Source organism: Thermolongibacillus altinsuensis, assembly GCF_004341205.1.
GTDB lineage: Bacteria > Bacillota > Bacilli > Bacillales > Anoxybacillaceae > Thermolongibacillus > Thermolongibacillus altinsuensis.
Map to the genome: position 1 here is coordinate 1 of NZ_SLUL01000007.1, position 24561 is coordinate 24561.

29 protein-coding genes are annotated in these 24561 nt (G+C 39.6%); 6 read left to right on the forward strand and 23 right to left on the reverse strand.

Annotated elements, in window-relative coordinates; translation table 11 throughout:
* Nucleotides 1-89: 89 nt before the first annotated feature.
* The 7 genes from EDD69_RS07825 to EDD69_RS07855 form a co-directional block, all read right to left on the reverse strand.
* Complete coding sequence (locus EDD69_RS07825) at nucleotides 90-632, reverse strand: peroxiredoxin (protein WP_132948404.1); 543 nt, start codon at nucleotides 630-632, stop codon at nucleotides 90-92.
* Between the two features lie 235 nt (nucleotides 633-867).
* A complete protein-coding gene (locus tag EDD69_RS07830; RefSeq protein ID WP_132948405.1) occupies nucleotides 868-1110 on the reverse strand; it encodes a YkuS family protein in 243 nt (80 codons plus the stop codon).
* 58 nt (nucleotides 1111-1168) lie between these two features.
* A complete protein-coding gene (locus EDD69_RS07835; RefSeq protein ID WP_132948406.1) occupies nucleotides 1169-2290 on the reverse strand; it encodes an N-acetyldiaminopimelate deacetylase in 1122 nt (373 codons plus the stop codon).
* Nucleotides 2291-2335: 45 nt separating this feature from the next.
* Nucleotides 2336-3046, reverse strand: coding sequence for a 2,3,4,5-tetrahydropyridine-2,6-dicarboxylate N-acetyltransferase (gene dapD, locus EDD69_RS07840; RefSeq protein ID WP_132948407.1), 711 nt, complete (start codon nucleotides 3044-3046; stop codon nucleotides 2336-2338).
* Nucleotides 3047-3113: 67 nt separating this feature from the next.
* A complete protein-coding gene (cbpB, locus tag EDD69_RS07845) occupies nucleotides 3114-3530 on the reverse strand; it encodes a cyclic-di-AMP-binding protein CbpB (protein WP_132948408.1) in 417 nt (138 codons plus the stop codon).
* 110 nt (nucleotides 3531-3640) lie between these two features.
* Nucleotides 3641-3835 carry an antirepressor AbbA gene (gene abbA, locus EDD69_RS07850; RefSeq protein ID WP_132948409.1) on the reverse strand — a complete coding sequence of 65 codons (195 nt, stop codon included), beginning with the start codon at nucleotides 3833-3835 and terminating at the stop codon, nucleotides 3641-3643.
* Between the two features lie 102 nt (nucleotides 3836-3937).
* On the reverse strand, nucleotides 3938-4177 hold the full coding sequence (locus tag EDD69_RS07855) for a YkuJ family protein (RefSeq protein WP_132948410.1): 240 nt from the start codon (nucleotides 4175-4177) through the stop codon (nucleotides 3938-3940).
* A gap of 112 nt (nucleotides 4178-4289) precedes the next feature.
* On the opposite strand from EDD69_RS07855, the gene EDD69_RS07860 reads away from it, so the two are divergent.
* Complete coding sequence (locus EDD69_RS07860) at nucleotides 4290-4505, forward strand: hypothetical protein (protein WP_132948411.1); 216 nt, start codon at nucleotides 4290-4292, stop codon at nucleotides 4503-4505.
* A 33-nt stretch (nucleotides 4506-4538) separates the two neighbouring features.
* Here EDD69_RS07860 and EDD69_RS07865 read toward each other — a convergent pair whose 3' ends face one another.
* The 3 genes from EDD69_RS07865 to fadH form a co-directional block, all read right to left on the reverse strand.
* A complete protein-coding gene (locus EDD69_RS07865; protein WP_132948412.1) occupies nucleotides 4539-4769 on the reverse strand; it encodes a hypothetical protein in 231 nt (76 codons plus the stop codon).
* 41 nt (nucleotides 4770-4810) lie between these two features.
* On the reverse strand, nucleotides 4811-6031 hold the full coding sequence (locus EDD69_RS07870) for an EAL domain-containing protein (RefSeq protein WP_132948413.1): 1221 nt from the start codon (nucleotides 6029-6031) through the stop codon (nucleotides 4811-4813).
* A 127-nt stretch (nucleotides 6032-6158) separates the two neighbouring features.
* Nucleotides 6159-6911, reverse strand: coding sequence for a 2,4-dienoyl-CoA reductase (fadH, locus tag EDD69_RS07875; protein ID WP_132948414.1), 753 nt, complete (start codon nucleotides 6909-6911; stop codon nucleotides 6159-6161).
* 154 nt (nucleotides 6912-7065) lie between these two features.
* On the opposite strand from fadH, the gene EDD69_RS07880 reads away from it, so the two are divergent.
* Nucleotides 7066-7932, forward strand: a complete 867-nt coding sequence (locus EDD69_RS07880) for a metallophosphoesterase (RefSeq protein ID WP_132948415.1) — start codon at nucleotides 7066-7068, stop codon at nucleotides 7930-7932.
* On the opposite strand, the gene EDD69_RS07885 is transcribed toward EDD69_RS07880, so the two are convergent.
* From EDD69_RS07885 to ppx, 4 genes are read right to left on the reverse strand one after another with little or no spacing between them, the layout of a single operon-like run.
* Nucleotides 7921-8256, reverse strand: coding sequence for a fluoride efflux transporter FluC (locus EDD69_RS07885; protein ID WP_306420891.1), 336 nt, complete (start codon nucleotides 8254-8256; stop codon nucleotides 7921-7923). The two genes, EDD69_RS07880 and EDD69_RS07885, sit on opposite strands and share 12 nt — an antisense overlap.
* A gap of 4 nt (nucleotides 8257-8260) precedes the next feature.
* Nucleotides 8261-8659, reverse strand: coding sequence for a fluoride efflux transporter CrcB (crcB, locus tag EDD69_RS07890; RefSeq protein ID WP_132948416.1), 399 nt, complete (start codon nucleotides 8657-8659; stop codon nucleotides 8261-8263).
* 15 nt (nucleotides 8660-8674) lie between these two features.
* Entirely contained in the window at nucleotides 8675-10768 is a 2094-nt protein-coding gene (locus tag EDD69_RS07895) for an RNA degradosome polyphosphate kinase (protein ID WP_132948417.1), read from the reverse strand.
* Nucleotides 10765-12321, reverse strand: a complete 1557-nt coding sequence (gene ppx / locus EDD69_RS07900) for an exopolyphosphatase (RefSeq protein ID WP_279388140.1) — start codon at nucleotides 12319-12321, stop codon at nucleotides 10765-10767. Before ppx ends, EDD69_RS07895 begins: the two co-directional genes overlap by 4 nt.
* A gap of 106 nt (nucleotides 12322-12427) precedes the next feature.
* On the opposite strand from ppx, the gene EDD69_RS07905 reads away from it, so the two are divergent.
* Nucleotides 12428-12865 carry a YkyB family protein gene (locus EDD69_RS07905; protein WP_132948418.1) on the forward strand — a complete coding sequence of 146 codons (438 nt, stop codon included), beginning with the start codon at nucleotides 12428-12430 and terminating at the stop codon, nucleotides 12863-12865.
* Nucleotides 12866-12881: 16 nt separating this feature from the next.
* On the opposite strand, the gene EDD69_RS07910 is transcribed toward EDD69_RS07905, so the two are convergent.
* From EDD69_RS07910 to EDD69_RS07950, 9 genes are all read right to left on the reverse strand, one after another.
* Nucleotides 12882-14537: a putative bifunctional diguanylate cyclase/phosphodiesterase gene (locus EDD69_RS07910; protein WP_132948419.1), complete on the reverse strand. Its 1656-nt coding sequence runs from the start codon at nucleotides 14535-14537 to the stop codon at nucleotides 12882-12884.
* A 99-nt stretch (nucleotides 14538-14636) separates the two neighbouring features.
* On the reverse strand, nucleotides 14637-15755 hold the full coding sequence (locus EDD69_RS07915; RefSeq protein ID WP_132948420.1) for a Ger(x)C family spore germination protein: 1119 nt from the start codon (nucleotides 15753-15755) through the stop codon (nucleotides 14637-14639).
* Between the two features lie 7 nt (nucleotides 15756-15762).
* Nucleotides 15763-16854, reverse strand: coding sequence for a GerAB/ArcD/ProY family transporter (locus tag EDD69_RS07920; RefSeq protein ID WP_132948421.1), 1092 nt, complete (start codon nucleotides 16852-16854; stop codon nucleotides 15763-15765).
* A complete protein-coding gene (locus tag EDD69_RS07925) occupies nucleotides 16854-18320 on the reverse strand; it encodes a spore germination protein (protein ID WP_132948422.1) in 1467 nt (488 codons plus the stop codon). Before EDD69_RS07925 ends, EDD69_RS07920 begins: the two co-directional genes overlap by 1 nt.
* A gap of 213 nt (nucleotides 18321-18533) precedes the next feature.
* Nucleotides 18534-18908 (reverse strand): response regulator transcription factor, encoded by a 375-nt coding sequence (locus EDD69_RS07930; protein ID WP_132948423.1) that lies wholly within the window; start codon nucleotides 18906-18908, stop codon nucleotides 18534-18536.
* A 53-nt stretch (nucleotides 18909-18961) separates the two neighbouring features.
* Nucleotides 18962-19204: a hypothetical protein gene (locus EDD69_RS07935; protein WP_132948424.1), complete on the reverse strand. Its 243-nt coding sequence runs from the start codon at nucleotides 19202-19204 to the stop codon at nucleotides 18962-18964.
* A 10-nt stretch (nucleotides 19205-19214) separates the two neighbouring features.
* A complete protein-coding gene (locus EDD69_RS07940) occupies nucleotides 19215-20831 on the reverse strand; it encodes a diguanylate cyclase (RefSeq protein WP_132948425.1) in 1617 nt (538 codons plus the stop codon).
* Nucleotides 20832-20855: 24 nt separating this feature from the next.
* Complete coding sequence (locus tag EDD69_RS07945; protein WP_132948426.1) at nucleotides 20856-21764, reverse strand: chemotaxis protein; 909 nt, start codon at nucleotides 21762-21764, stop codon at nucleotides 20856-20858.
* Between the two features lie 73 nt (nucleotides 21765-21837).
* A complete protein-coding gene (locus EDD69_RS07950) occupies nucleotides 21838-22488 on the reverse strand; it encodes a glycoside hydrolase domain-containing protein (protein ID WP_132948427.1) in 651 nt (216 codons plus the stop codon).
* A 259-nt stretch (nucleotides 22489-22747) separates the two neighbouring features.
* On the opposite strand from EDD69_RS07950, the gene EDD69_RS15315 reads away from it, so the two are divergent.
* The 3 genes from EDD69_RS15315 to EDD69_RS07960 all read left to right on the forward strand — a co-directional run bounded on the left by EDD69_RS15315 (nucleotide 22748) and on the right by EDD69_RS07960 (nucleotide 24555).
* Nucleotides 22748-22897, forward strand: a complete 150-nt coding sequence (locus tag EDD69_RS15315) for a hypothetical protein (protein ID WP_165871752.1) — start codon at nucleotides 22748-22750, stop codon at nucleotides 22895-22897.
* A 130-nt stretch (nucleotides 22898-23027) separates the two neighbouring features.
* Complete coding sequence (locus EDD69_RS07955) at nucleotides 23028-23267, forward strand: IDEAL domain-containing protein (protein WP_132948428.1); 240 nt, start codon at nucleotides 23028-23030, stop codon at nucleotides 23265-23267.
* A gap of 133 nt (nucleotides 23268-23400) precedes the next feature.
* Nucleotides 23401-24555 carry an aminotransferase A gene (locus EDD69_RS07960; RefSeq protein ID WP_132948429.1) on the forward strand — a complete coding sequence of 385 codons (1155 nt, stop codon included), beginning with the start codon at nucleotides 23401-23403 and terminating at the stop codon, nucleotides 24553-24555.
* Nucleotides 24556-24561 lie beyond the last annotated feature (6 nt).

The window sequence follows — 24561 nt, forward strand, 5'->3', positions numbered from 1 at the left end:
CAAAACTGTTTGCGTTCATATCCATTATGGGAAGGAATGATGGATTTTCATGCATGGGTGGGGAGTAAAATTACTCATGGATGTTTTTATTATAAAGTTGCTTGACCTGGTTTCCAGTTTGCTGGGCAAAGGCCACCAGTTTGCAATGCTTGAAGAACGCGTAATACTTCATCAACGTTGCGGCCAACGTTGTTATGATGAACAACCGCATATTTTAATTCGCCTTCTGGATCGATGATGAATAGACCGCGAAGCGCAATTCCTTCTTCTTCGATTAATACGCCGTAATCGCGAGAAACTTGATGGTTTGTATCCGCTGCTAACGGATATTTAATTTCACCAAGTCCGTTTTCTGTGCGTGGTGTATTGATCCATGCTTTATGAGAATATACAGAGTCTGTAGAAACGCCGATGACAACCGCATCTAAATCTTCAAACTCATCGTAGCGATCAGAAATCGCTGTAATTTCTGTTGGGCAAACGAACGTGAAGTCAAGCGGATAGAAGAAAAGAACTGTCCATTTTCCATTTTTCATATTCTCTTCTAATGATACTGTTCCAAATTCACCATTTGGCATAACCGCTTTCATTTCAAAGCGAGGAGCTTGTTTTCCTACCATGCGCTCTGCCATATGTACATCCCTCCATTTTTATAATTTTCATTGAGTCTCGATGATTTAGCTTATCCGCAAGTAAAATTATACTAAAAGCAATATTTTTAGTCAAAATTAAATGATAATTAATTTAAATAGATAGTTGTTTTTTATTACTTACTCGTTTCATTTTTGTTATTTCCCAATATTTTTTATCTTTCTAGAAAAATTTCTAGAAAAAGACTAGGAAACGTCCTAGTCTTTTTTTGCGTCGTTAGCGCAACTTCTCTTCAACTTTCCGACAAACCTCATCTGCTGTTAAACCGCTTGCTTCAATGACAGAAGCAGCTGTAACAATATTTTGAATGCCCATTACGTTTGAATCTTGCCCAGTGACGACACAACAATCGCAGCCTTTCGCATCGCTTTCTTGGCGAAGCGAAACGACTTCATGTCCTCTTTCTTTCAATGCTTCTTTTACGTTTGTTAATGATGGTTCCACACCAATTTTCGCCATCGTTCATCCACCTCCACACTTACATAATGTGTCTTAAGGGAGGTGGGAATATACAGAGTTAGTTGTTCCCTTTCCAAGCAATATAAGAAGTTAGCAAAGCAATCGCCTTGTCAATCGCCCGCTCATCTGGAGTGAGTTTCGCATGATGAAGACCATGCGGTGAATCAACTCCTAACCAAAACATAAATCCAGGAATTTCCGCCAACATATAGCCAAAATCCTCTCCCGTCATCGCTTCTTTGCAACGAATGACGCGAATATCTGGAAGTTGTTCCGCAAAACTCATAAATTCAGCTGTTAACGCTTCATCATTATAGACCTGATGATACATCGAACCATAATCAATGGTGGCTTCACATTGATAGGCGGCTTCTATTCCTCGAACAATGGCTTCAATTCGCTCTTTTACTTTTTCCATCGATGCAACAGAAAGCGTGCGAATCGTCCCTTCTAGACGAGCATGTTCAGCAATGACATTTTGTACCGTTCCACTCGTCAATTTTCCAATCGTAATCACCGCACTATCTAACGGATCGACATTTCGTGAAACGATCGATTGAAGTTGCATGACTAATGCGCAAGCAGCAACCACCATATCGTTCGCTAAATGCGGAAAAGCTGCATGTCCACCTTTTCCCTTTAAATCAATAAATAGTTCCGATGTGTTTGCAAATAATAATCCTTCCTTCGTTGCAATCGTGCCAACAGGATATTCTGGGGCAATATGTAAAGCGACAATCATGTCTGGCATCCATTCTTTCATCGTATCGCTATGAAGCATCGGCAACGCGCCGCCCGGACCTTCCTCAGCCGGTTGAAAAATAAATAATAAATCGTCACGGATCGGATGATGAGCAAAGTGCGTTAACACACCGAGGGCGATGCTCATATGAAAATCATGACCACACGCATGCATTTTCCCTTCATGACGAGAGCGAAACGGCACATCGGTTTCTTCTTCGATCGGCAATCCATCCATATCGGCGCGGTAAGCGATCATTTTTGTCGGTCGAACGCCATGCACTTTCACAAAAATGCCTGTCCGCCATGTTCTCACTTCTAATCGTTCCTGCGGTAAGGTTGCAATATAATCTAACAAATATTGCTGCGTTTTAAATTCTTGAAAGCCGAGCTCAGGAATTTGATGCAAATCCCGTCGAATGGAAACAAACTTGTTCATCGAAGTTCTCTCCTTTGCAAAAAAGCGTGGAAAATATCCACGCTTTTATAATTGACGAAGTTCTTCTTTAATCTCTATTTTCGCTTTTGTTTTTTCGTCAATTTGTTTAATGACCTTCGCTGGTACGCCAGCCACTACCGTATATGGAGGGACATCCTCAGTGACAACCGCACCGGCAGCCACTACCGCACCTTTTCCAACGGTTACCCCTTCTAAAATGACTGCATTAGCCCCGATTAGTACGTCATCTTCCACGATAACCGGTTTCGCTGACGGTGGTTCAATCACCCCGGCTAATACCGCACCTGCACCAATATGGCATCTTTTACCTACCGTCGCCCGTCCGCCGAGCACCGCATTCATATCAATCATGGTTCCTTCGCCGACAACGGCGCCGATGTTAATCACCGCGCCCATCATAATAACGGCATTGTCGCCAATTTCAACTTGGTCGCGAATAATCGCCCCTGGCTCAATTCTCGCTTTAATGTTTTTCATATCTAATAGCGGAATCGCGGAATTGCGACGGTCGTTTTCAATGACATAATCTTCAATTTTATCTCGATTTGCTTCTAAAGCGGCTTGAATTTCAGACCATTCGCCAAAAACAACGCCTGTATTGCCAGTGATGAATGTTTTGGCGCTTGGACCAAAATCAATGCCATCTAATTCACCTTTTATGTACACTTTCACTGGTGTTGTTTTTTTGCTGTTTTGAATAAAAGAAATAATTTCATGAGCATCCATCATTTTCATCTTTTCATCCTCCTTCACTTTCCTTATTTTCTAACTGTAACAAACGAACTCATTGATGACAAGAGGGTTATTGCGATTGATACATTTGTCTGTTTAATCGTTTTAATATTTCTCTTCGTGTCACAATCCCTTCAAAATAGCCTTCATCGTTTTCTACGCAAACAAATGGATGATCAATTAACAACTTCAACCCTTTTAAAAAAGAATCGTGAACACGAAGTCGGGGGATATCGCGATTCATGACTTCTTCGACTTTCATCGTTTCCAAGCGTTCAAACTCAATTCGTTGCAATCCTAAAATTGCGTCCATAATCATCGTCATACTGATTAACCCTTGTAATTTATATGTGCGGTCAAGCACCGGAACAGCAGAATAACCTGTGCGCGTCAACACTAAAAGCGCGTGCTCCAAGTGATTACCAATTTGTACATGGGCCACTTTATCTGATGGAATCATGAACTCAGAAAGATAACTTAGGTGCATCAATCATTCCGCCTTTCTCGATCTGAAATCTCCCCATGTTTCATTTTAACATACTCGCAAAAAAGAAAGCGTTTACATTTTATAACAAAAATACGATCGCTTGTAAGCGATCAACCAAACGCGCGAACCCGATCATATAAACCGATAAGCTGTTTGTAACGCTGCGCATCGACTTGCTTATAACCGCATTCAATATCGGCCAATTCAGCGCTGATTAACTCAATCGCATATTGTTGCGTAAATAAAAGATCCACAAGTAACTGCTGTTCTTCCATTGACAATTGTTGATCCATTCTTCTCTCCATTTCCTCTTGCTCCTTGACGATTTATTTTCATTTTATATATACACAAAACTTCTGAAAATATGGTTCATTTTCATAAAAAAAAGCCTTCACCCATGTGAAGACTTAGTTTAACAGTTCAAAAATTTCTATTGCGATCATGTCAATGTTATCAAATTGATACGATTTTGGCTTTTCCCCTTTTTCATACACTTCAAGAACAAATGTATTTGTTTTTTCGTAATAGGTGACGCTACATTTTTTTTCGCCATTGACTTCAAAATTACGCTGCGGCGCTTCATTGTTCCCCATTTTCTGCTCTTGTAAACTAATTAAACGTTGAATAATTCCTAACAACTGTGACATCGCCCTTCTCCTTTCTAACACGCTTCTTCTCTATACAGATTCAAGTTGAGTTTCCGACTTATCTCATCATGAATAGAAAACCGCTTTTCTGCCATCGGCGGCAAGATTTTTCTTGACGCCCCGGCATGCTAGAAGCATGCCGATCCCGAACGTAAAACGCATGGCAGACAAATTCATTTGTCTGATGGCGTTTTCGTTCGGGGAAGTGGCAGAAAAGCTTGCTCATGTCGGAAAATTAAGCTTATCATATATAGTTTATCCGTCAAGAGGCGAAAACATTTCACAAATCGACCATTCACTACTGTACCAAGATTGTTTAGAAAAGTAAACAAAAACAAAAGCCCACAAGCGAAACGTGGGCTTATGCACGGATAGCGACATACAACGCATAAACAATGACTAAACCAATGCCAATGAAATAAGCAAGAAAAACGGGATTGAGGATGTATGGATGCTCCGCCACTTTTTCATCGATTTCTGTATCATATTCCCCTTGAAGCTTCTGCCTTTTACCAATCCTGTACGTATACAATAAACCACCCGTTAGCACGAGTAACGCAATGATTAATAAAACCCATGATAATAGATCCATTTTTGTCACCTCACGTTTACTTTTCCACCGTGAGGCCATTTTTATGACAAATGTGCATTATGTTCAAACAAATAGGCATAAGAAAGATCAATAAATAAATAATGATGCTCATCGATCGGATAAGAGTACGTTCGAATCGTCTCCCCCGTTTCGATATCGCTGTATAAGTCAGATAAAATTCCTCGTTTGCGCGAGCGCATGCGAATAATATTTTCGAGAAAATACGGACGCCAACTCCAGTTTTTCATATAATATTGCGGCTGTAATTCCCATCCTTCATCTTTTTTAAAAATATTGGCTGATCGTTGAAAACCATCTTCGTCGCAAATATAGATGCGAAAACAGCAATCGCTCAGCTCTTTTGCAAGCAAAGAAATGAGTTCGTTAAAATCTTGAATCTTTTTATGTTTCGCCAACAGTTCCCCAATTTTTAACTGAAACTGTTCGGAAATATCGTATAATGTTTGCAGCTTCTTTTTCTCATGTTGAATAAACTGATGAAACTTCTGACGTAAACGTTCTTTTAAAAAATCAGATGGAAGAAATTGATCCGACGGTTCAGACAAATAGTATCCTTGATAATAGCGTCCGCCGTTGCGCCAAGCATACTGCAACTGAAAAGAACTTTCAATGTCTTCATATAACAAGGTCGCTCCGATTTTGCGCGCCAGCAATGAAATGGAATAAAGAACGTCATGATATGATAAACTCACCGACGTCGTTCGCAAAGCTTGTAAATCAATTTTTAAAATATCGGGAGACAATAAGCGAATGCGGTCTAAGTTGCTGCTTTCCTTTCCAATGTTATCGACAGCAATTTTTATTCCGTACGTTCGAAAATATGTAAGTACATGGCCTAATTGTTGAATATCCCCTTTAAAGTTATGTTCGGTAATCTCTAATACAATCCGTTCGAGCTTCAATCCTTTTTCCTTATATCGTAAAAGCATTTGCAAAAATGCTTCGCCACGATCAAGCATAAGCAAATTTGCATCGCGATTAATAAAAATGAGCGAAGATGGGTCTTGTGCATATAAAAATTGATCGAACGCTTTCATCGTTACCGTTTGATCGACTTCCATGCGAAATTCTTCAGGAATCGTTTCATCATGGAAAAACGAACCGAGACTAACAATTCCATCTGCTGTTTGAAATCGACCAAGCACTTCATAGCCGATAATGCATTGTTCGTCGGCGCTGAAAATCGGTTGATAATAAGGCACGACTTGATCTAAGTGAGTAAGAATATCTAGCGGATCCATCATTGTTTCCCCCCACTTCTCCGCTTCTCCGCTACATGTTTCCAAATATTATACCATAATGAATAAACCATGCGTATACAATAGTGAAGCGTGGTTTCAAATAACTGAAACCACGCTCGCTTTGCTTTTAAAACGGATGCTGGTTGAGCCATTGTCCTCCATCAACTGTTATGCAAGCACCATTGATATATGCAGCATCCTCAGAAAGCAGAAACGAAGCAACCGCTGCAATTTCTTCAGGCGTTCCAAATCTTCCAAGCGGGACGCTTTCTTTTATTCGTTTGGCCATTTCGTCCGATTGGACAAGCTTATCGGCTCCTCCTGTCCGTTCAATCGGTCCAGGGGCGATCGCATTCACACGAAATCCATATTTTTTTCCCCATTCGACCGCTAACGTTCGCGTCATCGTTAACACTCCTGCTTTTGCACAAGCAGAATGAATGACACCAACCCCCGCATTCCATGCATATGTAGCCACCATGTTAATAATCGAGCCTTTTTGTCCTGTTTTAATCCAATAGTTCCCTACTTCTCGACTGCAATAAAACGTTCCATTTAACACGATATCAATCACGCTATTCCAGCCATTAATCGATAATTTCTCAGCTGGACAAATAAAGTTTCCTGCTGCATTGTTAATTAGCGCATCGATTCGTCCAAACTGTTCATGCGTTCGTTTCACCATTTCTTCCACTAATTCAGGCTTTCGAACGTCCATCGCAATGGTCAACACATCACCGATTTCTTTTTTCGCTTCTTCTAGCGCTTCAGCTTTCCTGCCCGTGATAACGACATTCGCTCCTTCCGATACAAACCGCTTTGCCATATATTTTCCCATGCCGCTTGATCCGCCCGTGATGATGATGACTTTATCTTTCATACCCCCATGCTCCCTTCTATTTAATGAGTGGTTATTCATTCATTTTTATTTTACTATATATTTAGAAAATTTATAATATTTGTTTTTACTGTTTTGTTTGTTTTTTTGCTTTATAATGAAGTAGAAACTCCAAAGAAGTGTAGGTCGTGAGTCGATGAAGAGAAGAACATTTTTAAAAAAATTATTTTCCAACTTTGCAAAAGGTGCTCTATTTACATCGATCGGTTATTTTTACGCAAAATATATTGAACCGAAACGACTTGTCGTTCATTCTTATACGATTGCTCATCCACTCATTCCTGCTCGTTTCGATGGGATCAAATTGCTACAGTTCAGCGATGTGCATTTAGGTTATTATTATGATGTTGATGAATTTCATAAAGTCGTGAAACGAATCAATTCCCTTCGCCCTCATATCGTTTTTTTTACTGGCGATTTGCTTGATGAGCCAAACAGATATGATTACACAAACGAAGTGACGATGCTTCTAAAAGAAATATCAGCACCGTTAGGGAAGTTTTGCATTTACGGAAACCATGACCATGGAGGATATGGAACGGACATTTACCGCGAAATCATGACGAAAGCAGGATTCGATTTACTTGTCAATGATCAAAAAATCATTCAGCTAGACGAACAAAATAAAATCATGATTGTTGGGCTCGATGATTTCATGCTTGGAAAACCCGATTTTACACCGATTGCTAACCAATTATCTTCCTCTATTTACACGATTGCCTTATTGCATGAACCTGATGCAGCAGATCAAACCGCTCAATATCCAATTCATTTGCAGCTTTCTGGGCATAGTCACGGCGGGCAAATTCAACTCCCATTCATCGGACCGCTCATTACGCCACCGCTTGCTAAAAAATATTATGAGGGATTTTATGATGTTGAAGGGATGAGGTTATACGTGAATCGCGGTCTTGGGACGACACGCATGCCGTTCCGTTTTCTCTCCCCTCCAGAATTAACAATGTTCACATTAAAAAGCAAAAAAGTCGGTTCACAGCGCTAATGTGAAACCGACTTTAAACAAAACGATGCTACCGAATAACGATGCGGCCATGTAGATGCCCGCATCCATATATTTTTTATGCACGAGAAGCTGCAACGCCTCCACGCTAAACGTAGAAAATGTTGTAAACGCTCCGAAAAAACCAACCGTCACGCCTGGCGCATCGATTCCGTTGTGAAGAGCCAAACCGAGGCCGAGCGAACCGAGCCAATTGACAACCAGCATCGATAAAGGGAGACGGAAACGCTTCGTCCAGCGCAATAACCAAACGCCCAACTGATAGCGGCAAAAGGCGCCAAGCGCTCCGCCGATCGCAATCGTCATCATATCATTCACCTGCCAACGTCTCTTTCGTTTCCACTATCCGAGCCGCAACATTCGTCCCAAGAAAACAAAACAACAATCCGCCAACAAGCGAGCTAATGAAATAAACGAGAGCGCTTCCCTCTTTTTCAATTTGAAACATATATACCATCTCTTTACTAAACGTTGACATCGTCGTCAACCCGCCGCAAAATCCCGTTCCAATCGCCAGACGCACCCATTCGTTTATTCTTTTTTTCCCAGCATATTCGGTCAACGCGCCAAGAATAAAAGAGCCTAGATAATTCACGATAAGCGTTGCCAAAGGAAATGAGACAACGGGCATCCAAATAGATAAAACATAGCGGCTGATTGCCCCAAGCGCTCCACCAACAGCCGCCGCACTTCCCATTTTTACATCCATCGATTCCGTCACCTTCTATTCTTCATCATCTTTTACGTGATAGGCCATGTTAAATAAAACCATTTGGCTGTCGATTTCTTCTTCGCCTTCTTTTCGCTGGACATAATGATATTCGCCATATTCGTCTTGTTCGCGCGCCTTAACATTGTCGGAGAGAAGGATGTGTAAAATTTTCATAATACGCTTTTTCAATCTCTCTGCAAAAATCGGAAATAAAATTTCAATTCGCCGATCCATATTTCGCGTCATCATATCGGCAGACGATAAAAAGACAAGATCTTCTCCGTTATGATGAAAATAGTAAATGCGACTATGTTCTAAAAAGCGCCCGACAATGCTGCGAACGCGAATATTTTCGCTTACCCCTTTGATTTGCGGACGCAAACAACAAATTCCGCGTACAATGAGATCGATTTGAACTCCCGCTTGTGAAGCTTCATACAGCTTCATAATTAATTCTTTATCTGTTATCGAATTCATTTTGGCGATGATGCGACCATTTCCATATTGTTTATGAAAACGAATTTCTTCGTCAATCAATTGAAGAAAACGCTGACGAAGATCAAAAGGAGCTACCGATAAATAGTGAAAATCTGGCTTTTCCATGTACCCGCTTAAATAATTAAAGAAGTTCGTTGCATCTTCGGCAAACTTTCGATTCGACGTAATAAACCCTAAATCCGTATAAATTTTGGCGGTGACATCGTTGTAGTTTCCTGTTCCTATATGCACGAAACGTTCAATTTTCCCATTCTTCTTTCGAACGACAAGCGTAATTTTACTATGTGTTTTTAAATGGGTAAAGCCATAAATGACATGACAACCTGCTTTTTCTAATTCTTTTGCCCATTGGACGTTTTTTTCTTCATCAAACCGCGCTTTTAATTCCACAAGCACGGTTACTTGTTTTCCATTTTCAGCCGCACGTTTAAGCGCTTCAATAATCGGTGAATCTCCGCTTACACGATATAACGTTTGCTTGATCGCCAACACATCCGGATCATCCGCTGCATCCGAGACAAAATCAATGATCGGCTCAAATGATTCATAAGGATGATGAAAAAGAAGATCTTGTTCTTTTGCTTTTTCAAACACATCCTCTTCTCCGTCCAAATCTTTTGGCGGTTGTGGAATGAGCGTTTCATGCACAAGATGCTCTTTATATTGAGCCACTTCTTTATAAAATTGAAAAAGAAACGTCAAATCAACCGGTCCATCAATCTTATATACATCTTTTTCATGGATCTCAAGCTTATCCAATAAATAAGACAACACCCATTCATCAAAGCCGTTTTGGCTCATTTCCAGCCGAACAGCAGCCCCCCATTTTCGCTTTTTCAATTCTTTTTCAATTTTCTTTAATAAGTCGCGCGCGTCTTCTTCATGAATCGTCAAATCTGCGTTTCGGGTGATGCGAAACTGCGTGACAGATAAGACGGTATATCCTTTAAATAACGTATTAATAAAGGCTGTAATCACATCTTCCAGCAAGGCATAACAATACACGCCTTCTGCTGCTGGTAAAGATATAAATCGATTTAACACAGAAGGAACTTGAACAATCGCCAACTTGCGCCGCTTCTCTTCCTCTTCTTCCTCATCATCCAGTACGATTGCTAAATTTAAACTTTTATTTAATAACATTGGAAACGGACGGTACGCATCGACCGCCATCGGTGTTAACACCGGAAAAATATTCTCCATAAAATAAGTTTCTAAATATGTTTTTTGTTCATCTGTCCATTCATTCATCGGCACAATAAAAATTTGTTCCTTATTTAACATCGGCAACAGCATTTTGTTATACGTTTCATATTGCAACTGAACAAGTTGATGTGTTTTTTCAGAAATTTTTGATAATTGTTGTTTCGGAGTCAGACCTGCCTTATTTTCCGGCTTATTAAATCCTGCTTTTACTTGATCCTTCAGTCCTGCTACACGCACCATGAAAAACTCATCTAAATTCGAACTGAAAATGGCTAAAAATTTTAAACGTTCTAAAAGTGGATTGCGCTCGTCCAATGCTTCCTGCAATACTCGCTCATTAAATGCAAGCCAGCTTAATTCGCGGTTATTGTAATACATCGGATTGCTCAGGTCAACGCTCACCTGACTCCCCCCAGTTCATCAAGAAAATGAAATTTTAGTTCAATCGAACGTTTTAACATTTTTTCCAAATGCTTTTTATGTTTTTCCGCTTGATATTCTTCTGCCCGCCAACTACGATTACAAAAAAGGTGAATCATGACATTTTCGTTTTCGATCTCGATCTTTATTTGTTGAACAATATGCCGCTTTGTATCGTTTAAACTATAAGCAAACTTTAACAACGCCCCAAGAAAGCGAAGCTGTTTTTGTTCCACACGCGAAAACCACGTTTCAAATGGTTTTACATACTGCTTAAATACCGTTTTATTTTTAAACGAAGCGATGAGAGCTAGCTTCACTCGATCGCGATGACTCAATCCATCAATCGTACGGTTTGCCAATATGTAAAACGTATGCTGGCTGCTCGCTTCTTCATCAATATATTGCCCTAAATAAAAAACATGAGCGGCTCGTTTTAATAAAACAAGATCTTCACCTGTCAAAGGAAAAAGGGAGAGATTCCGAATTTGTTCAAATAGCTGAATGACTAATTTTGTGACATGTCGTACGTGATCCACATTCAGCTCATAATCTTGCGCAAGTTCAAAAAAGCTTTCTTCTAATACGCTTGGAAAGATCGACGTTCCCAACGTTTGAATAAACTGCTCGTAAAAAATACCATCGCGCAATCCTTTTCGACTTAAAATAAATTTTTTTGCATCAACTGTTTCATATAGAGTTTGAAACACCTCAATGGCTGGAATGATTAAATCGGCTCGGTCTTTCGACAACCCCTCCACTTTTTGTAGCTGTTCAAATGTTAAGGACGTCAAATATTTTTTAACAGTGACAATATCTTTCCAATCCATTTCATACTGATGAATGCCAGCAATCGGATAGTTTTTTAAAACTTGATGAATTTGAACAAGATTTCGTGCACTTCCACCGATCGCGATGATCGGCAATTTTTTATTTTTTAACCAATCGAGCGAATGAAATTGTTCAGTTACATAGGATGAGATCTTCTTCAACTCTTCTTCCGTTGGGGTATTTCCTGAAACGAACTGTCGTTTTAATGATAAAGCACCGAAGGGGAAGCTATGATAATCGATCAACTCTCGATTGCGAAAATAGGTCACTTCCGTACTTCCCCCGCCAATATCGATCGTAATTCCTTCTGACAATGATGTTGAATTGACGACGGCTAAAAAACCGTAATACGCTTCCTCATACTCAGATAAAATACGAATATGAAAATCCGTTTGCTCGGCAACGAGACGTACAATTTCATTTCGATTGCGCGCTTGGCGAAGGGTAGCGGTTGCGACACATTTGACATTCGTCAAACGATGAAAGCGAGTCACTTCTTGAAATGTGAACAATCCTTCGAGCAAAACGCGAATCCCTTCTTCTGTTAATTCGTCATCATCTGTTAAATAATTGCGCAAACGCGCTACTACTTTCACATTTTCAATTTCGCGTAATCGGCCGCTTCTGCCGCGCTTATAAATAACGAGACGCATCGTATTTGAACCGATATCGATAATCCCATATTTTTCCGTCAACTTTTTCACCCTCTTTCATTATATATCATTGGAAATTGTATTGAAAAATTTTCAAAATAGCGTAAAATCATGTATAATAAAACTATAAAAATTTTTAAAAAAGGAGCTTGTTGGAATGGAAACGGTCGAATGTACCATTGAGAATTTATCGAAAGCCCTATTTACGGTGAATCGACATGCAAAAACCGCATTAAATCCCTCTTATTTATATTTGTTAAAGAAAAAAACAATCGAAAAATTAATCGAAGAAGGAAAAGCGAAAAAAGTCGGTCTTCATTTCTCGCGCAATCCAAAAAATAGTCAGCAAAAATCAGACGTACTCGTTTCGATTGGTGATTATTACTTCCACATTCCTCCAACAAAAGAAGACTTCAAGCATCTTCCTCATCTTGGCACATTGGATGATTCATATCGCAATCCGGTCGCCAAAATGCCTTTATCTCAAGCAAAACGATTGTTGGAATCCTATACTGGAGTTTGTCCACCAACTCCACCGTCACAAAAACGTTACGAACGACCTATTTTTAAACGCTTAGGAAAAACGTATTGGTAAACAAAAGGGCGGCCTCTTATTGAGATCGCCCTTCTAATTTCATTTTATTTTGAAGCAGCTGTTCTAATTCTTTCGCTAAAAGAGGTTTGCTGAAATAATACCCTTGCGCTTTATCGCATCTTTCCGAACACAAGATCTTTAGTTGCTCGCTCGTCTCGACCCCTTCAGCCACCACTTTCATATTTAAGCTATGCGCCACCTGAATGACGGCGCGAACGATCGATAAATCGTATGAATGCTTTACCATATCTTGAATAAACGTACGATCAATTTTAATCATATCAACAGGAAGCTTCTTTAAATAGCTCAACGATGAATAGCCTGTCCCAAAATCATCGATCGCTAATTGAATTCCTAGTTCTTTTAACGATTGCAGTTGCGCGCGAACGTAATCCATATGATGCATCGCCATGCTTTCAGTAATTTCCAATTTTAAACAAAACGGATCCAAATTGTACGTTTGTAACACATTTGAGATGCTTTGCACCAAATCCGCTTGTAAAAATTGTTTAATTGAAATATTCACAGCGATCTGGATGTGCGGCATGTTTTTCTTTTTCCATTCTTTGCTTTGCCGACATACTTCACGCAATACCCAATCGCCAATCAATTGAATTAAGTTCGTTTCTTCTGCAATCGGAATAAACGTCGCTGGCGAAATCGGTCCTAATTTTGGATGATTCCATCGAATGAGCGCTTCGACTGCATCCACGTTTCCTGAAGAAATGTCAATAATCGGCTGATAATAAAGGGTAAATTCATTGTTTTCAAGCGCTTTACGAATGCTGTTTTGAATGTATAACTTTTCTTCGTTCATTTTTTTGATTTCGTTCGTATAAAAACAATAGCCGTTTCCGCCGCTTTCTTTTACTGTTTCAAGCGCAAGATCTGCAAGCGTCATCAAAGTCGTTACATTATCGCTATGCTTCGGAAAAAAGCTGATTCCGATGCTCGGCGAAACCGTTAATTCATGATGCTCAAGCTGAAAAGGTTTCATAAACAACTGCAAAATTTGTTTAGCGATCGTTTCAGCTTTTTTCTCTTCATCTGTTTCAACAATTAAAAAAAATTGATCTTGTTGATAGTGAGCTAGTATATGCGAATCAAACACATTTTTTAAGCGATTCGCCACCTGCTTTAATAGGACATCCCCATACTCATATCCCAGCAAATCGTTAATAAATTTAAAGCGATCCAAATTAATGGACAAAAGGACAAATGGGCGATTTTTTTTGACAAGCGTACTCATTGCATGCAACAATTGCGAATAAGAAAATAAACCGGTTCGTTGATCATAAAAAGGGGAAGTATGGTGCCTCTCCATCTGCCACTGTTCTATATAATAGCCAATCCAAAGCGCCTGTTCATCAAAAGGAATGACGTTCACATAAACAGCCGCATCATCTATTTGTAACGCTCCGCGCCAAACGTTCCCACTTCGAGTTGCTTGTAACGCTTCATGTGCATTCGAGATATATGCTGTCAATTCTTGTCCACGTGCAGCGTCAACATCAAGTCCAAATGATTTTGCAAACACTTCGTTCACGAACGTAATTTTTCCTTGCTCATTCGTAATGATTAAAATCGTGCTGCGTTCAAAAAGTTGACCGATCGCTTCCACCTCTTGCGCAGTCGCATCGTGGACAAGCAAACTATTTTTTTTGTCAATCATGTTGATTTCCTCACCTATTTGTCAAATTTATATCCTCCTTCCTTAATTAAACCATATCGGTAAAACAATTGAAATACATAATTTTTCGTTAACTTGACCTCAGTCAATCGTTCCCGTCCGTAAAATATTGATGTCGACGCGAACATCGATTTTTGCTTTTTTATATCGTTCATCCCACTTTTGATTCGTCAATTCATAACGTCGAAGGGAGTGATCATATATTTGCCCAAACCCGATTGGATCGGCGTTATGCTTCTTTAGTTTTTTAAGAAGGCGATCAATTTCATGCTTCATTTGTTTTTCAATCGCTTTTTCTAACATGTTGATATTTTTCTTCGTAAAGGGTTTAATTTTCTCGGAAATTTCCAATATTTCAGCGTCCATTTTTACATGGATGCGAAAAGATGGAACAGGTTCGGCGGAAACAAGTTTGATTTTGCTATCCGAGCGAATTTCATTTAACACAAATTTGATGTTTTTTTCGAGTTCGTCTTTATTCAATAGAATCGGAGCAATGTTTTTTCGGGGGATTATAATATTTTTCATTCCGGCATTATATTTTTTAGAAAGCAATTTGATGTAAAAGCTTTCATCTAAACGAATTTTTCCTACAAAGCGGTCTCGATGAAATAAAGCGACGTACTTAATAATGGGTTTTCCATCTTGCAAAGAAAGATAAGGAAGAATAGGATCCTTTCCTACATCATAATAACTGGCAATAAATTCGTGAAGCGTGGCAGCTAAAAGCGACTCGCTTTTTAGATTTTTTTCAATAAGCCGATACAAATACGTACCGATATCGGGAACATCTTCAAGTTTTTTGCTTTTTACGATCTCTTCCGCACTCGATTCAGCTACTGCCAAGTAAACGAGTGAACCAATGTTAGCATCACGCCGAAACGTGTCGGTGAACAGAAAAATCCCTTCTTTTTCTGCTAATTCTTTGCCGTATAAAACGACACGTAACTGTCCGGATCCTAAATTGTGGCTTGTTTGAGCTTCTAAATCTTGCCTTGTTCCTTTACTTGTCACATTCGTTGCCTGAATGACTTCGGACCTTGATGAGCGTTGCGAACGAAATGAAAGCATCACCGAAGAGGCTTTATACCGCTCCCCCACTTTATCAAATCCTACTGCAGTAAAAATCCCTTGCTCTTCCAAAATGCGCGGTTCAACACATCCAGCCAACATCATCCATATCACAATCCACCATTTCATGATCATTTCACCTTTTTCGAAAGCGCTTCTTTATTTTTACGAACGTGTAAAGAAAAAACGGATAGACAAAACTAAAACCGAAACCGTAATAACCGACCTGATCAATGAATTCGTTAATCGTCGCTCTTTTTGCAAAAGAAATCGCAATGAAAAAGGCAAGAGCACTAAAAAAAAACAACCCATATTTTTGCTTTAAATGAAACACTGCCTTGCCTCCGCGCGTCACCGCCCACATAAATAGCACTAAATTCGGAAAAATAACAAGCAGCCAAAGAGGGATCAATACATACTCAAATCGTTCAATAAACGAAAATTTGACGATCGTAAACATCGACAATGAAGCCCAAATCGTCACTTCGAGCTGTTTTGGACTAAAAAAAACAATGGCAAAGACGGTAGCAGCCGTTATGAGAAACGTCGTAAAAAAGACGCCGATTTGCGCAAATTTTAACACCTTTTCTTTCTCTTTAATAAATGGGTACACCACATACAAAATTTCAAATCCAAGCATCGTATACGTTGTTTTGAATACACCTCTTGCCATTTGAGATGGCGTCGCTTCCAATATCGGCAATAAATGAATCCATTCCGCATACTTAAGCGGTGCAAACATCAAAACGACAATCCAAATCGTTAAAAAAAACGTAATAAAACTAACTCCAGCCGCGAGACGAATGCCTCCTCCGTATAATGCATAGATCGTTAAAACAATTAAAATAAGCACGCCGCCTGATAGCGGAAAGTCAGGATACATCCATGTCAGCACCATTTCAACATATCCGAGCGCAATCGATGTGTATGCCAACAATAAGTATGCAATGAAAAGAAGATTCATAACAGCTCCGATCGTTTTTCCATAGACAAACGTATGAAGCGAAAAAATATCATCATGTTCGGTCGCTTGCAATGTTTTGCAAATGATCCAGATGATCAAGTGGACAAGCAAACCGCTAATGATGACAGCAATCCATGCGTCTTGTTTCGCTTCAACGAAAATGACGCGTTGCACGCCGATGATGCCGAGACCAATTTGCGACGTATGAACAAGAAACATGACTAAATAAACGTTAAGGAGCGTTCGTTCCTTCGCTATGCCCATCACTCATCGAGATCCTTTCTCTTTTTGCTATCTTTCCACGAAAAACGATATTTGTTTTGAACGCGGTTCGAAATCGGACGCTTATAATAAAATTGTTGCGGCAAACGAACGAGTGAATATTTCAAATCAGCAAAGCGAAACGGATAGATCGGCGATAAATACGGACGACCTAGCGATGTTAACTTTAATAAATGAACAATGAGCACACAGATCCCAATTATGATGCCGATTAATCCCCACATTGCCGCAAGAATAATGATCGGAAAACGAAGAATGCGAATCGCCGTTCCCATTTCGTAGCTCGGTGCCGTAAACGAACCAAGTGCACTTAATGAGACGATGATAATTAATAAATTGCTCGTAAATCCTGCATCGACTGCTGCTTGGCCGAGGACAATCCCGCCGACGATGCCCATCGTTTGGCCAACTTTTGTCGGCAAGCGAGCGCCCGCTTCGCGTAAAAGCTCGATCATAAATTCAAGCAAAAGCGCTTCTAGTACAGGAGGAAACGGCACGCGAGAGCGTGATTCGCCGATCGTTAATAACAAATCGGACGGGATGAGTTCATAATGATACGTAATGACGGCTACATAAATCGGTGATAAAAAAATCGATGTTAAAATGCCAAGCATGCGCATCACGCGTAGCACCGTACTCATCGTCCAGCGCAAATAAATGTCCTCTGTCGTTTCAAAAAAACTAAAAAACGTTGTCGGGCAGATGATCACAGTCGGACTGCGATCAACCAAAATGCCAATTCTCCCCTTTAATAAGCTATACGAAAGGCGATCGGGCAATTCAGTCATTAAATATTGCGGAAAAATGGAAAATGAATGATCATCCAACATTTGCGCTAATACCGAACTGTCGGTCACATCGTCGACATCTAATTCGCTCAATCGTTGTTTCACCGTTTGAACGTTGTCAGGATCCGCAATATCTTGAATATATACAATGCGCACAGGCAATTTATTTCGTTTACCGATAATCATCTCTTCTGTAACGAGCTGTTCATCGTTCACATTATTGCGCAAAATGCGAATGTTCGTCGAAAGCGATTCCGTAAACGAAATTTTCGGACCGAAGACAAGCGATTCCGTTTCCGCCTTTTCTAGCGAACGTTCCACTTTCTCGGAAACGTTGAGCAATACCCCATTTTGCTCCTGCTCCACACATACATACACCCATCCTTCAATTAAATGGGCAGTAATGATGTCAACATCTTGACAAATGTGAACTTGACCGATTGGAATCGTTTTGGCGATGGTCGCCGCCGTTAACGGCAATTCAATATTTTGAATCGATTGCAACACGCTTTGTTGCAATTGCGTAGGATTCACTAAATTTTTTAAAAACAATAGTGAAATTTTTTGTCCATTTCTCTCGATACGGCGACGCGTTAAGTCCGGAGAGCGATAAAGTTTTTCGATTACTTCATCCACGATTTTCTTTTTTTTCAAAAACATCGTTTTCACCTTTTCCACCGATGCCATTTTTTATAGTGTGTAACGATTTTGTTCATTTATTCCAACAAAAAAAAGAGGCTGTCCTCTCGACAACCTCTTTTCCTCATCTTCCATCGGCCGCTGTCTTTTAATTAAACTCTCCCTACGAAAAAAAACCCGATAAAAATGCTCATCAATCCGACAAACCGCCGCGCTAAGCTTTCGCGAAAATAATTACGCATCTTCTCCATTTAAAATCGCCTCGATTTGTTTTACCAACTCAAGTGGGCTATACGGCTTTGCCATAAAATAATTCGCCCCTGCCTCGAGAACGCGCTGTTGATCCGCTTGCTGACTTTTTGTCGACAGCATCATAATTTTTACATCTTTTTTTTCAAGGATTTGCCTTATGTATTGAATCACTTCAAGCCCCGTATAAATCGGCATCATATAATCAAGCAAAATAAGATCGTAATCGTTTTGCTTAATGAGTTTGATCGCTTCCTCTCCATCACAAGCCTCATCAATTTCATGCCCTTCATCTTCAAGCGTATCGACAACAAGCATGCGTAACACTTCTTCATCCTCTGCCAATAAAATTTTTGCCATCCTTCCTTTCTCCCCTTTACTCGCTATTTGCACACAATTCTTTCACCATATAATCAGTTGCTCGGAATCGTTCCAACTTGCAACTTGCGAATATCCAAAAACTTTTTCTCATGTTCTTGGCACACCCCGATCAATTTCAATCCATGCCGTCGAGGCGCACCGAATTCAGCAACTAAAATCAGCTTCGTATGCGCTTGTTTCATATCATGCAAATAGCCAGTTTCTTGTCCGATTTTGCTTGCAAATGACGCATGAAAAAAGAATAAGTACGAACATGGCGAAATCGATCGTCTCATTTCGTACTACTTAATTCATTCTCTTTAACATATGTCGAATTCTCGCTTCTAGTTCAAGCCAGTTAAACGGTTTTGTAATATAGTCATCTGCTCCGAACTCGAGCGCACGCGCGATATCTTTCTCGCTGTTTCGTGATGTCAACATGATAATCTTGTAACGCGCAGAATCTTTTTGGTTACGCAACAATTGTAATACTTCCAAGCCGTCCATCTTCGGCATGACCCCATCTAAAATGACAAGGCATGGAAAATCGCCTCGATGCCAATCGGAGCCAATAAATTCTGCCCCATCTTTAAACGTCTGAATATCATAAGCGAATTTTCCGTTTGTTGGCAATTTTTGCAGAAGATCAGTCATAATGGCACGAATAATGGCATCATCATCAACAACAGCAATTTTGATTACTTTGCGATAAGAAGGTAAATCTGTCGTTTTGGATAATTTAATGCAATTTCTTCCGCTATTTTTGGCGTCATATAAAGCCGAATCAGCTAAGCTTAACCAATGCTCAAGCGGCTCTGTCGGCTTCGTCACTTCAACAATTCCACATGAAAATGTGCATGAGAACGTTTCATCTTCACTTTGAAATGTTTGTTTACTAAACGTCGCCTTCAATCGTTCTAAAATCGAAAACGCCACATCTAGCTCCGTCTTCGGAAAGACGATGATAAATTCTTCACCACCAAAGCGAACGACAACATCGCTAGCACGTGTGCTTGTTTTTAAAAAATGAGCAAATTGTTTTAAAACAACATCTCCCATTAAGTGTCCGTAACGATCATTGATCTGTTTGAAATAATCGAGATCTAACACCGCAAGACAAAATGTCTCTCCTGAACGAAGCCATTCGTTTTTCAGTTGTTCATAAATTTGTTTTAAATATTTTCGATTGTATACATGTGTTAGTTCATCGAGCAGCAACAATTCGTCGATTAATTTTTTTCGCTCTAGTTGACGACGAATGCGGACAATAAATTCATCCATGTCAAACGGTTTTGGAATAAAGTCATCCGCACCCATTTCGTAACTTTTCATTCTTGTTTCTTTTTCACAATCGACGCTCACCATCACCATAGGAACAAACTGCTGTTTTAGTTTTTCTTTTAGAAATGTAAGAATTTCGAATCCCGTTTTTTTATTCATATGAATATCGATCACGACACAATCAGGCCGAACATCATAAAAAGAAACAATGGCTTTCATCGGATCAGCAATGGCCACAACATACCAACCAATTTGTTCCAAATATTCTTTCACATACATTAAAAAAGAGAGATCGTCATCAATGAGAAGAATGGTCGGTTCTTCTCCCTTTTTCACATAGTGTTCAGCCGAAATAAGCGATGGCCCCTCTTCATTTTCATAACATAGCTTTAAAAGATGAGCTAAATATTGCTTTACCTCGCCTCTTGTCCACTGCTTATCGTCATGTTCCGACCATTCATTCATTAATTTGCGGGCATATTCCCCTACTTCGGTTAAACCGATCATCGTTGCTGTTCCTGCAATCGAATGCAGCAGACGATACACATCTTGATGCGGGATTGTTTCAACATTTTCCCATTCTTCTAATCGCTTACGAATGTTTCTTAAGAAATGGACCTTATATTTGCTGTATTTATCCATTTGCATCCCCTGCTACATAGTATTTTATAAAATATATTGGTCAATCACTTTCACAAGTTCCGCAATTTCTGGCTTGCTCACTTGCGCGGTTGCTCCTACTCTTTCACCTTTATGACGAAGATCATCCGTAATTAACGACGAGAAAATGATAACAGGTAATTTTTGCAACCGTTCATCTTCACGAATGCGCTTCGTTAAATGGTGGCCATCCATTTGTGGCATTTCAATATCCGTAATGACCAGTTGCACTTCGCTTTCAATCGATTTTCCTTCTTCAACAATAGAATGCAAATAGCGAAGCGCATCTTCCCCATTTTCGAAAAATTCGATGTACACATATCCTGCTTCCCCAAGCGTATCATGAAGCAGTTTTCTTAATAAAGGAGAATCTTCCGCAACGACAATTTTTTTATTCGAACGTTCACGCTTTCCTAATTTTTTTACTTGGTTCACGTTAATTCCTGACTCTGGATTAATATCAACCACAATTTTTTCAAAATCTAACAATAAAATCATCTGTCCATTTAACTTAATCACACCGATAATTTGGCTATCTAGCCCTTGGTACATTTGTGAAGGTTTTTCAATTTGCTTCCATGAAATGCGATGAATTTGCGTAACGCTGTGTACATGAAAGACAACTTTTTGCTGATTAAACTCCGCAACAATATATTTATCATGCTCTGGATTTTCCGAAGGCGGAAAACCAAGCGCTTTCGCAATATCAATAAGCGGTAACACCTCACCACGAAGCTCAATGATTCCCTCAATATACGGATGAGCGTGCGGTACTTTCGTTGGCGGCACCGGATTAATAATTTCTTTTACTTTAATGACATTGATCGCAAAGCGATTATTCCCTATTCCGAATTCAACGATTTCCAGTTCATTTGTTCCACTTTCCAATAAAATCCCATTTTTATTGTCTAACATTGACAAATCCCCCAATACCATCGACATTTTACTGTTATTTTATCATATAAAAAATAGAAAGGATGAAAAAATTTTAATATAGATAGTCCAACACACGACGATCCGCAACATTTGTATCAATTGGACATTCTTGTGCATCTCTCCCATATTGCCAAATCCATACGTTGGATCGACAATTTGGCGCGTTCGGCCGATACGCGGGCGCTTTTTCTTCTTTTGTCGTCCCAGGACGGGGAGAAGAACTCCAAAGAACAGTTTGTTGGGAGACACGTTCGCTTTTCTTTACCGCTTCACAATACGCACCTGCAAAATCACCTTTCACCATATCCGCATAAATTCCAGGGCGATAGCCGCTCGTATAAAACGTATCCACCCATCCACGAATCCACGACTCATCAACAGAAAAATAATCTTCAATATTAGCAAAGATCGCTTTATTTTTTGGAATTCCGAGCCGTTGTGCATGAAAAATCGCATTGCGAGCAGCTATTTTACCTTTTTCATATTCCGTCGCTTCACGAATCACGTTATAAATTGGCGCCACTTTCATACCGTATCGCCGAATAAGCGCAATTTCTTCTTTCGTTAACCCATCGGACACATTCGGAACATACGTTAAATACCTCCCCCAAAACTTCGGATACCCCAATTCATTTTTTACGCAAAAAAACAATGCCTCCGTCACTTTCGCTGCTGAATCAACACCCCAAATCGCTCTTGCCATATTCCCATCCTCCTCATTATCCATTTCTCTTCTATGTATATGGCAAAAGCGCCTGTCTAATAAAAATTTTGATTTTTTGATGACTGATCTCATCATAATGGTTCTTCGTCCACTTTTTTAAAGGCTATATCCCCAACAAATTTCGAAAATACAGAAATGTTGACGGATTTATGAATTTTCCGAGGCGTATCTAGACGTTGAAAGAAAATAAGAATAGAATACGATTGTTGATAAAATCATGAAAAGAGAAGGGGTAACGATGAAAGGCTTAGCCATTCTTTTCAACGAAGATCATACCATCACCGTTATCGAAGACGTTGAAAAAGAAGAACTAGACTCGCTTTGTAAGGATGAAAAAACAGCCGTTTTTTGGCGTGAAGAAGATATCGATTGGGATTATGGATATTGAAATCTTCTCGGTCTTTTGACCGAGATTTTTTATTTTTTTATTTATCTAAATTTTATTTACAATTTACAAAAAAGTAATTATAATGTAGAAAAGGGAGAAGAGTATTCTTCTCGCTAAGGGGGAATGAAAGATGTATGAAAAATACAACGAAATGACTCTCATTTCTCAGCCAAATGAGCAGAAAAATCCTTATGAACAAGCAGCACAACTCGTGATTGAGCAAGCGCTGTTTCGCTATGAAAAGGAACAATTAATGAAAAAAATTGATAAGGCGCTCATTTCAAAAGATGAATCCTTATTTTTAACGCTCTCGACACAATATAATGAATTGCGATCACGCTATCGCCATCTGGAGGACGTTCGTTCATGATCGAATGTGAAGATGAATGGTTTAAGGAGATAAGGTGAACGTTTTTTGCAAACTTGTCTGCAAAACGTTCACCTTTTTTATCGGATCATGTAAAATGAATAACATCATTATTTTTCAGAAAGGTGTGCAACAAATGAAGCTGTCAATCAATCCGCGCGTTCAAGAAATTGAAATTTCTGGAATAAGAAAATTTTTTAACCTTGTCGCGAACGATCCAAACATGATTTCACTCACAATTGGACAGCCAGACTTCCCAACTCCCCATCATATTAAAGAGGCAACAAAACAAGCGCTTGACGAAAACTTTACAACATATACACATAACGCAGGTTTTCCCGAACTAAGAAAGGCCGCTTGCCGCTTCGTTCAAACAAAATACGACTTGCATTATAACGAAGATGAAGTCATTGTAACCGTCGGTGCAAGTGAAGCGATCGATGTGGCCTTTCGCACCATTTTAGAAGAAGGAACAGAAGTAATTTTACCAGCTCCTGTATATCCGGGATACGAACCGATTATTAAACTATGTGGTGCAAAACCTGTATATGTGGATACGCGACAAAATGGATTTCGCCTTTCTGCTGAATTATTAAAACCTTTTATTAACGAAAAGACGCGTTGTATCGTTTTACCTTACCCATCCAATCCAACTGGAGCAACATTATCAGAGGAAGAGCTGAAAGAAATTGCGTTACTACTGCAGCATAAGCCAATCTGGGTGTTATCCGATGAAATTTATAGCGAACTCGTGTTTACTGGTACACATCAATCGATTGCAAAATGGCTGCGCGAACAAACAATTGTCGTCAACGGATTAAGCAAATCCCATTCAATGACCGGTTTTCGCATCGGATTTGTATTTGCGCCTGCATGGTTGAGCAAAGAAATGTTAAAAGTTCATCAATATAACGTTTCTTGCAGCGCATCGATTTCACAAAAAGCGGCGCTTGCTGCCTTAACGACAGGAATGAATGATGCAGCCGAAATGAAAAAAGAATATAAACAGCGCATGAATTATGTATATGAACGATTAATCGACATCGGCTTTGAAGTCGAAAAACCAAACGGAGCGTTTTACATCTTTCCTTCCATTCGTCCATTTCATGAATCATCTTTCGCGTTTGCTTTACAACTAGCGAAAGAAGCAAAAGTCGCAGTCGTCCCTGGCAGCGCTTTTTCATCATACGGAGAAGGATACATTCGCATCTCTTATGCATATTCGCTTGATACGTTAAAAGAAGGATTAGATCGTTTAGAACGATACATAAAAAAAGGTGTCGCACATTGACACCTT

Coding starts and splice junctions, on each gene's coding strand:
- EDD69_RS07885 (WP_306420891.1), bottom strand. CDS start 8,256: ATGACGATTGCGATCGGCGGAGCGCTTGGCGCCTTTTGCCGCTATCAG.
- EDD69_RS07915 (WP_132948420.1), bottom strand. CDS start 15,755: ATGAAATGGTGGATTGTGATATGGATGATGTTGGCTGGATGTGTTGAA.
- EDD69_RS07920 (WP_132948421.1), bottom strand. CDS start 16,854: ATGGGCATAGCGAAGGAACGAACGCTCCTTAACGTTTATTTAGTCATG.
- EDD69_RS07930 (WP_132948423.1), bottom strand. CDS start 18,908: ATGGCAAAAATTTTATTGGCAGAGGATGAAGAAGTGTTACGCATGCTT.
- EDD69_RS07905 (WP_132948418.1), top strand. CDS start 12,428: ATGGAAACGGTCGAATGTACCATTGAGAATTTATCGAAAGCCCTATTT.
- EDD69_RS07865 (WP_132948412.1), bottom strand. CDS start 4,769: ATGGATCTATTATCATGGGTTTTATTAATCATTGCGTTACTCGTGCTA.
- dapD (WP_132948407.1), bottom strand. CDS start 3,046: ATGAAAATGATGGATGCTCATGAAATTATTTCTTTTATTCAAAACAGC.
- EDD69_RS07955 (WP_132948428.1), top strand. CDS start 23,028: ATGTATGAAAAATACAACGAAATGACTCTCATTTCTCAGCCAAATGAG.
- fadH (WP_132948414.1), bottom strand. CDS start 6,911: ATGAAAGATAAAGTCATCATCATCACGGGCGGATCAAGCGGCATGGGA.
- EDD69_RS07825 (WP_132948404.1), bottom strand. CDS start 632: ATGGCAGAGCGCATGGTAGGAAAACAAGCTCCTCGCTTTGAAATGAAA.
- EDD69_RS07925 (WP_132948422.1), bottom strand. CDS start 18,320: ATGTTTTTGAAAAAAAAGAAAATCGTGGATGAAGTAATCGAAAAACTT.
- EDD69_RS15315 (WP_165871752.1), top strand. CDS start 22,748: ATGAAAGGCTTAGCCATTCTTTTCAACGAAGATCATACCATCACCGTT.
- EDD69_RS07870 (WP_132948413.1), bottom strand. CDS start 6,031: ATGGATCCGCTAGATATTCTTACTCACTTAGATCAAGTCGTGCCTTAT.
- crcB (WP_132948416.1), bottom strand. CDS start 8,659: ATGGATGTAAAAATGGGAAGTGCGGCGGCTGTTGGTGGAGCGCTTGGG.
- cbpB (WP_132948408.1), bottom strand. CDS start 3,530: ATGCACCTAAGTTATCTTTCTGAGTTCATGATTCCATCAGATAAAGTG.
- EDD69_RS07950 (WP_132948427.1), bottom strand. CDS start 22,488: ATGGCAAGAGCGATTTGGGGTGTTGATTCAGCAGCGAAAGTGACGGAG.
- EDD69_RS07935 (WP_132948424.1), bottom strand. CDS start 19,204: ATGAGACGATCGATTTCGCCATGTTCGTACTTATTCTTTTTTCATGCG.
- EDD69_RS07940 (WP_132948425.1), bottom strand. CDS start 20,831: ATGGATAAATACAGCAAATATAAGGTCCATTTCTTAAGAAACATTCGT.
- EDD69_RS07880 (WP_132948415.1), top strand. CDS start 7,066: ATGAAGAGAAGAACATTTTTAAAAAAATTATTTTCCAACTTTGCAAAA.
- EDD69_RS07830 (WP_132948405.1), bottom strand. CDS start 1,110: ATGGCGAAAATTGGTGTGGAACCATCATTAACAAACGTAAAAGAAGCA.
- abbA (WP_132948409.1), bottom strand. CDS start 3,835: ATGGAGAGAAGAATGGATCAACAATTGTCAATGGAAGAACAGCAGTTA.
- EDD69_RS07855 (WP_132948410.1), bottom strand. CDS start 4,177: ATGTCACAGTTGTTAGGAATTATTCAACGTTTAATTAGTTTACAAGAG.
- EDD69_RS07835 (WP_132948406.1), bottom strand. CDS start 2,290: ATGAACAAGTTTGTTTCCATTCGACGGGATTTGCATCAAATTCCTGAG.
- EDD69_RS07945 (WP_132948426.1), bottom strand. CDS start 21,764: ATGTTAGACAATAAAAATGGGATTTTATTGGAAAGTGGAACAAATGAA.
- EDD69_RS07910 (WP_132948419.1), bottom strand. CDS start 14,537: ATGATTGACAAAAAAAATAGTTTGCTTGTCCACGATGCGACTGCGCAA.
- EDD69_RS07960 (WP_132948429.1), top strand. CDS start 23,401: ATGAAGCTGTCAATCAATCCGCGCGTTCAAGAAATTGAAATTTCTGGA.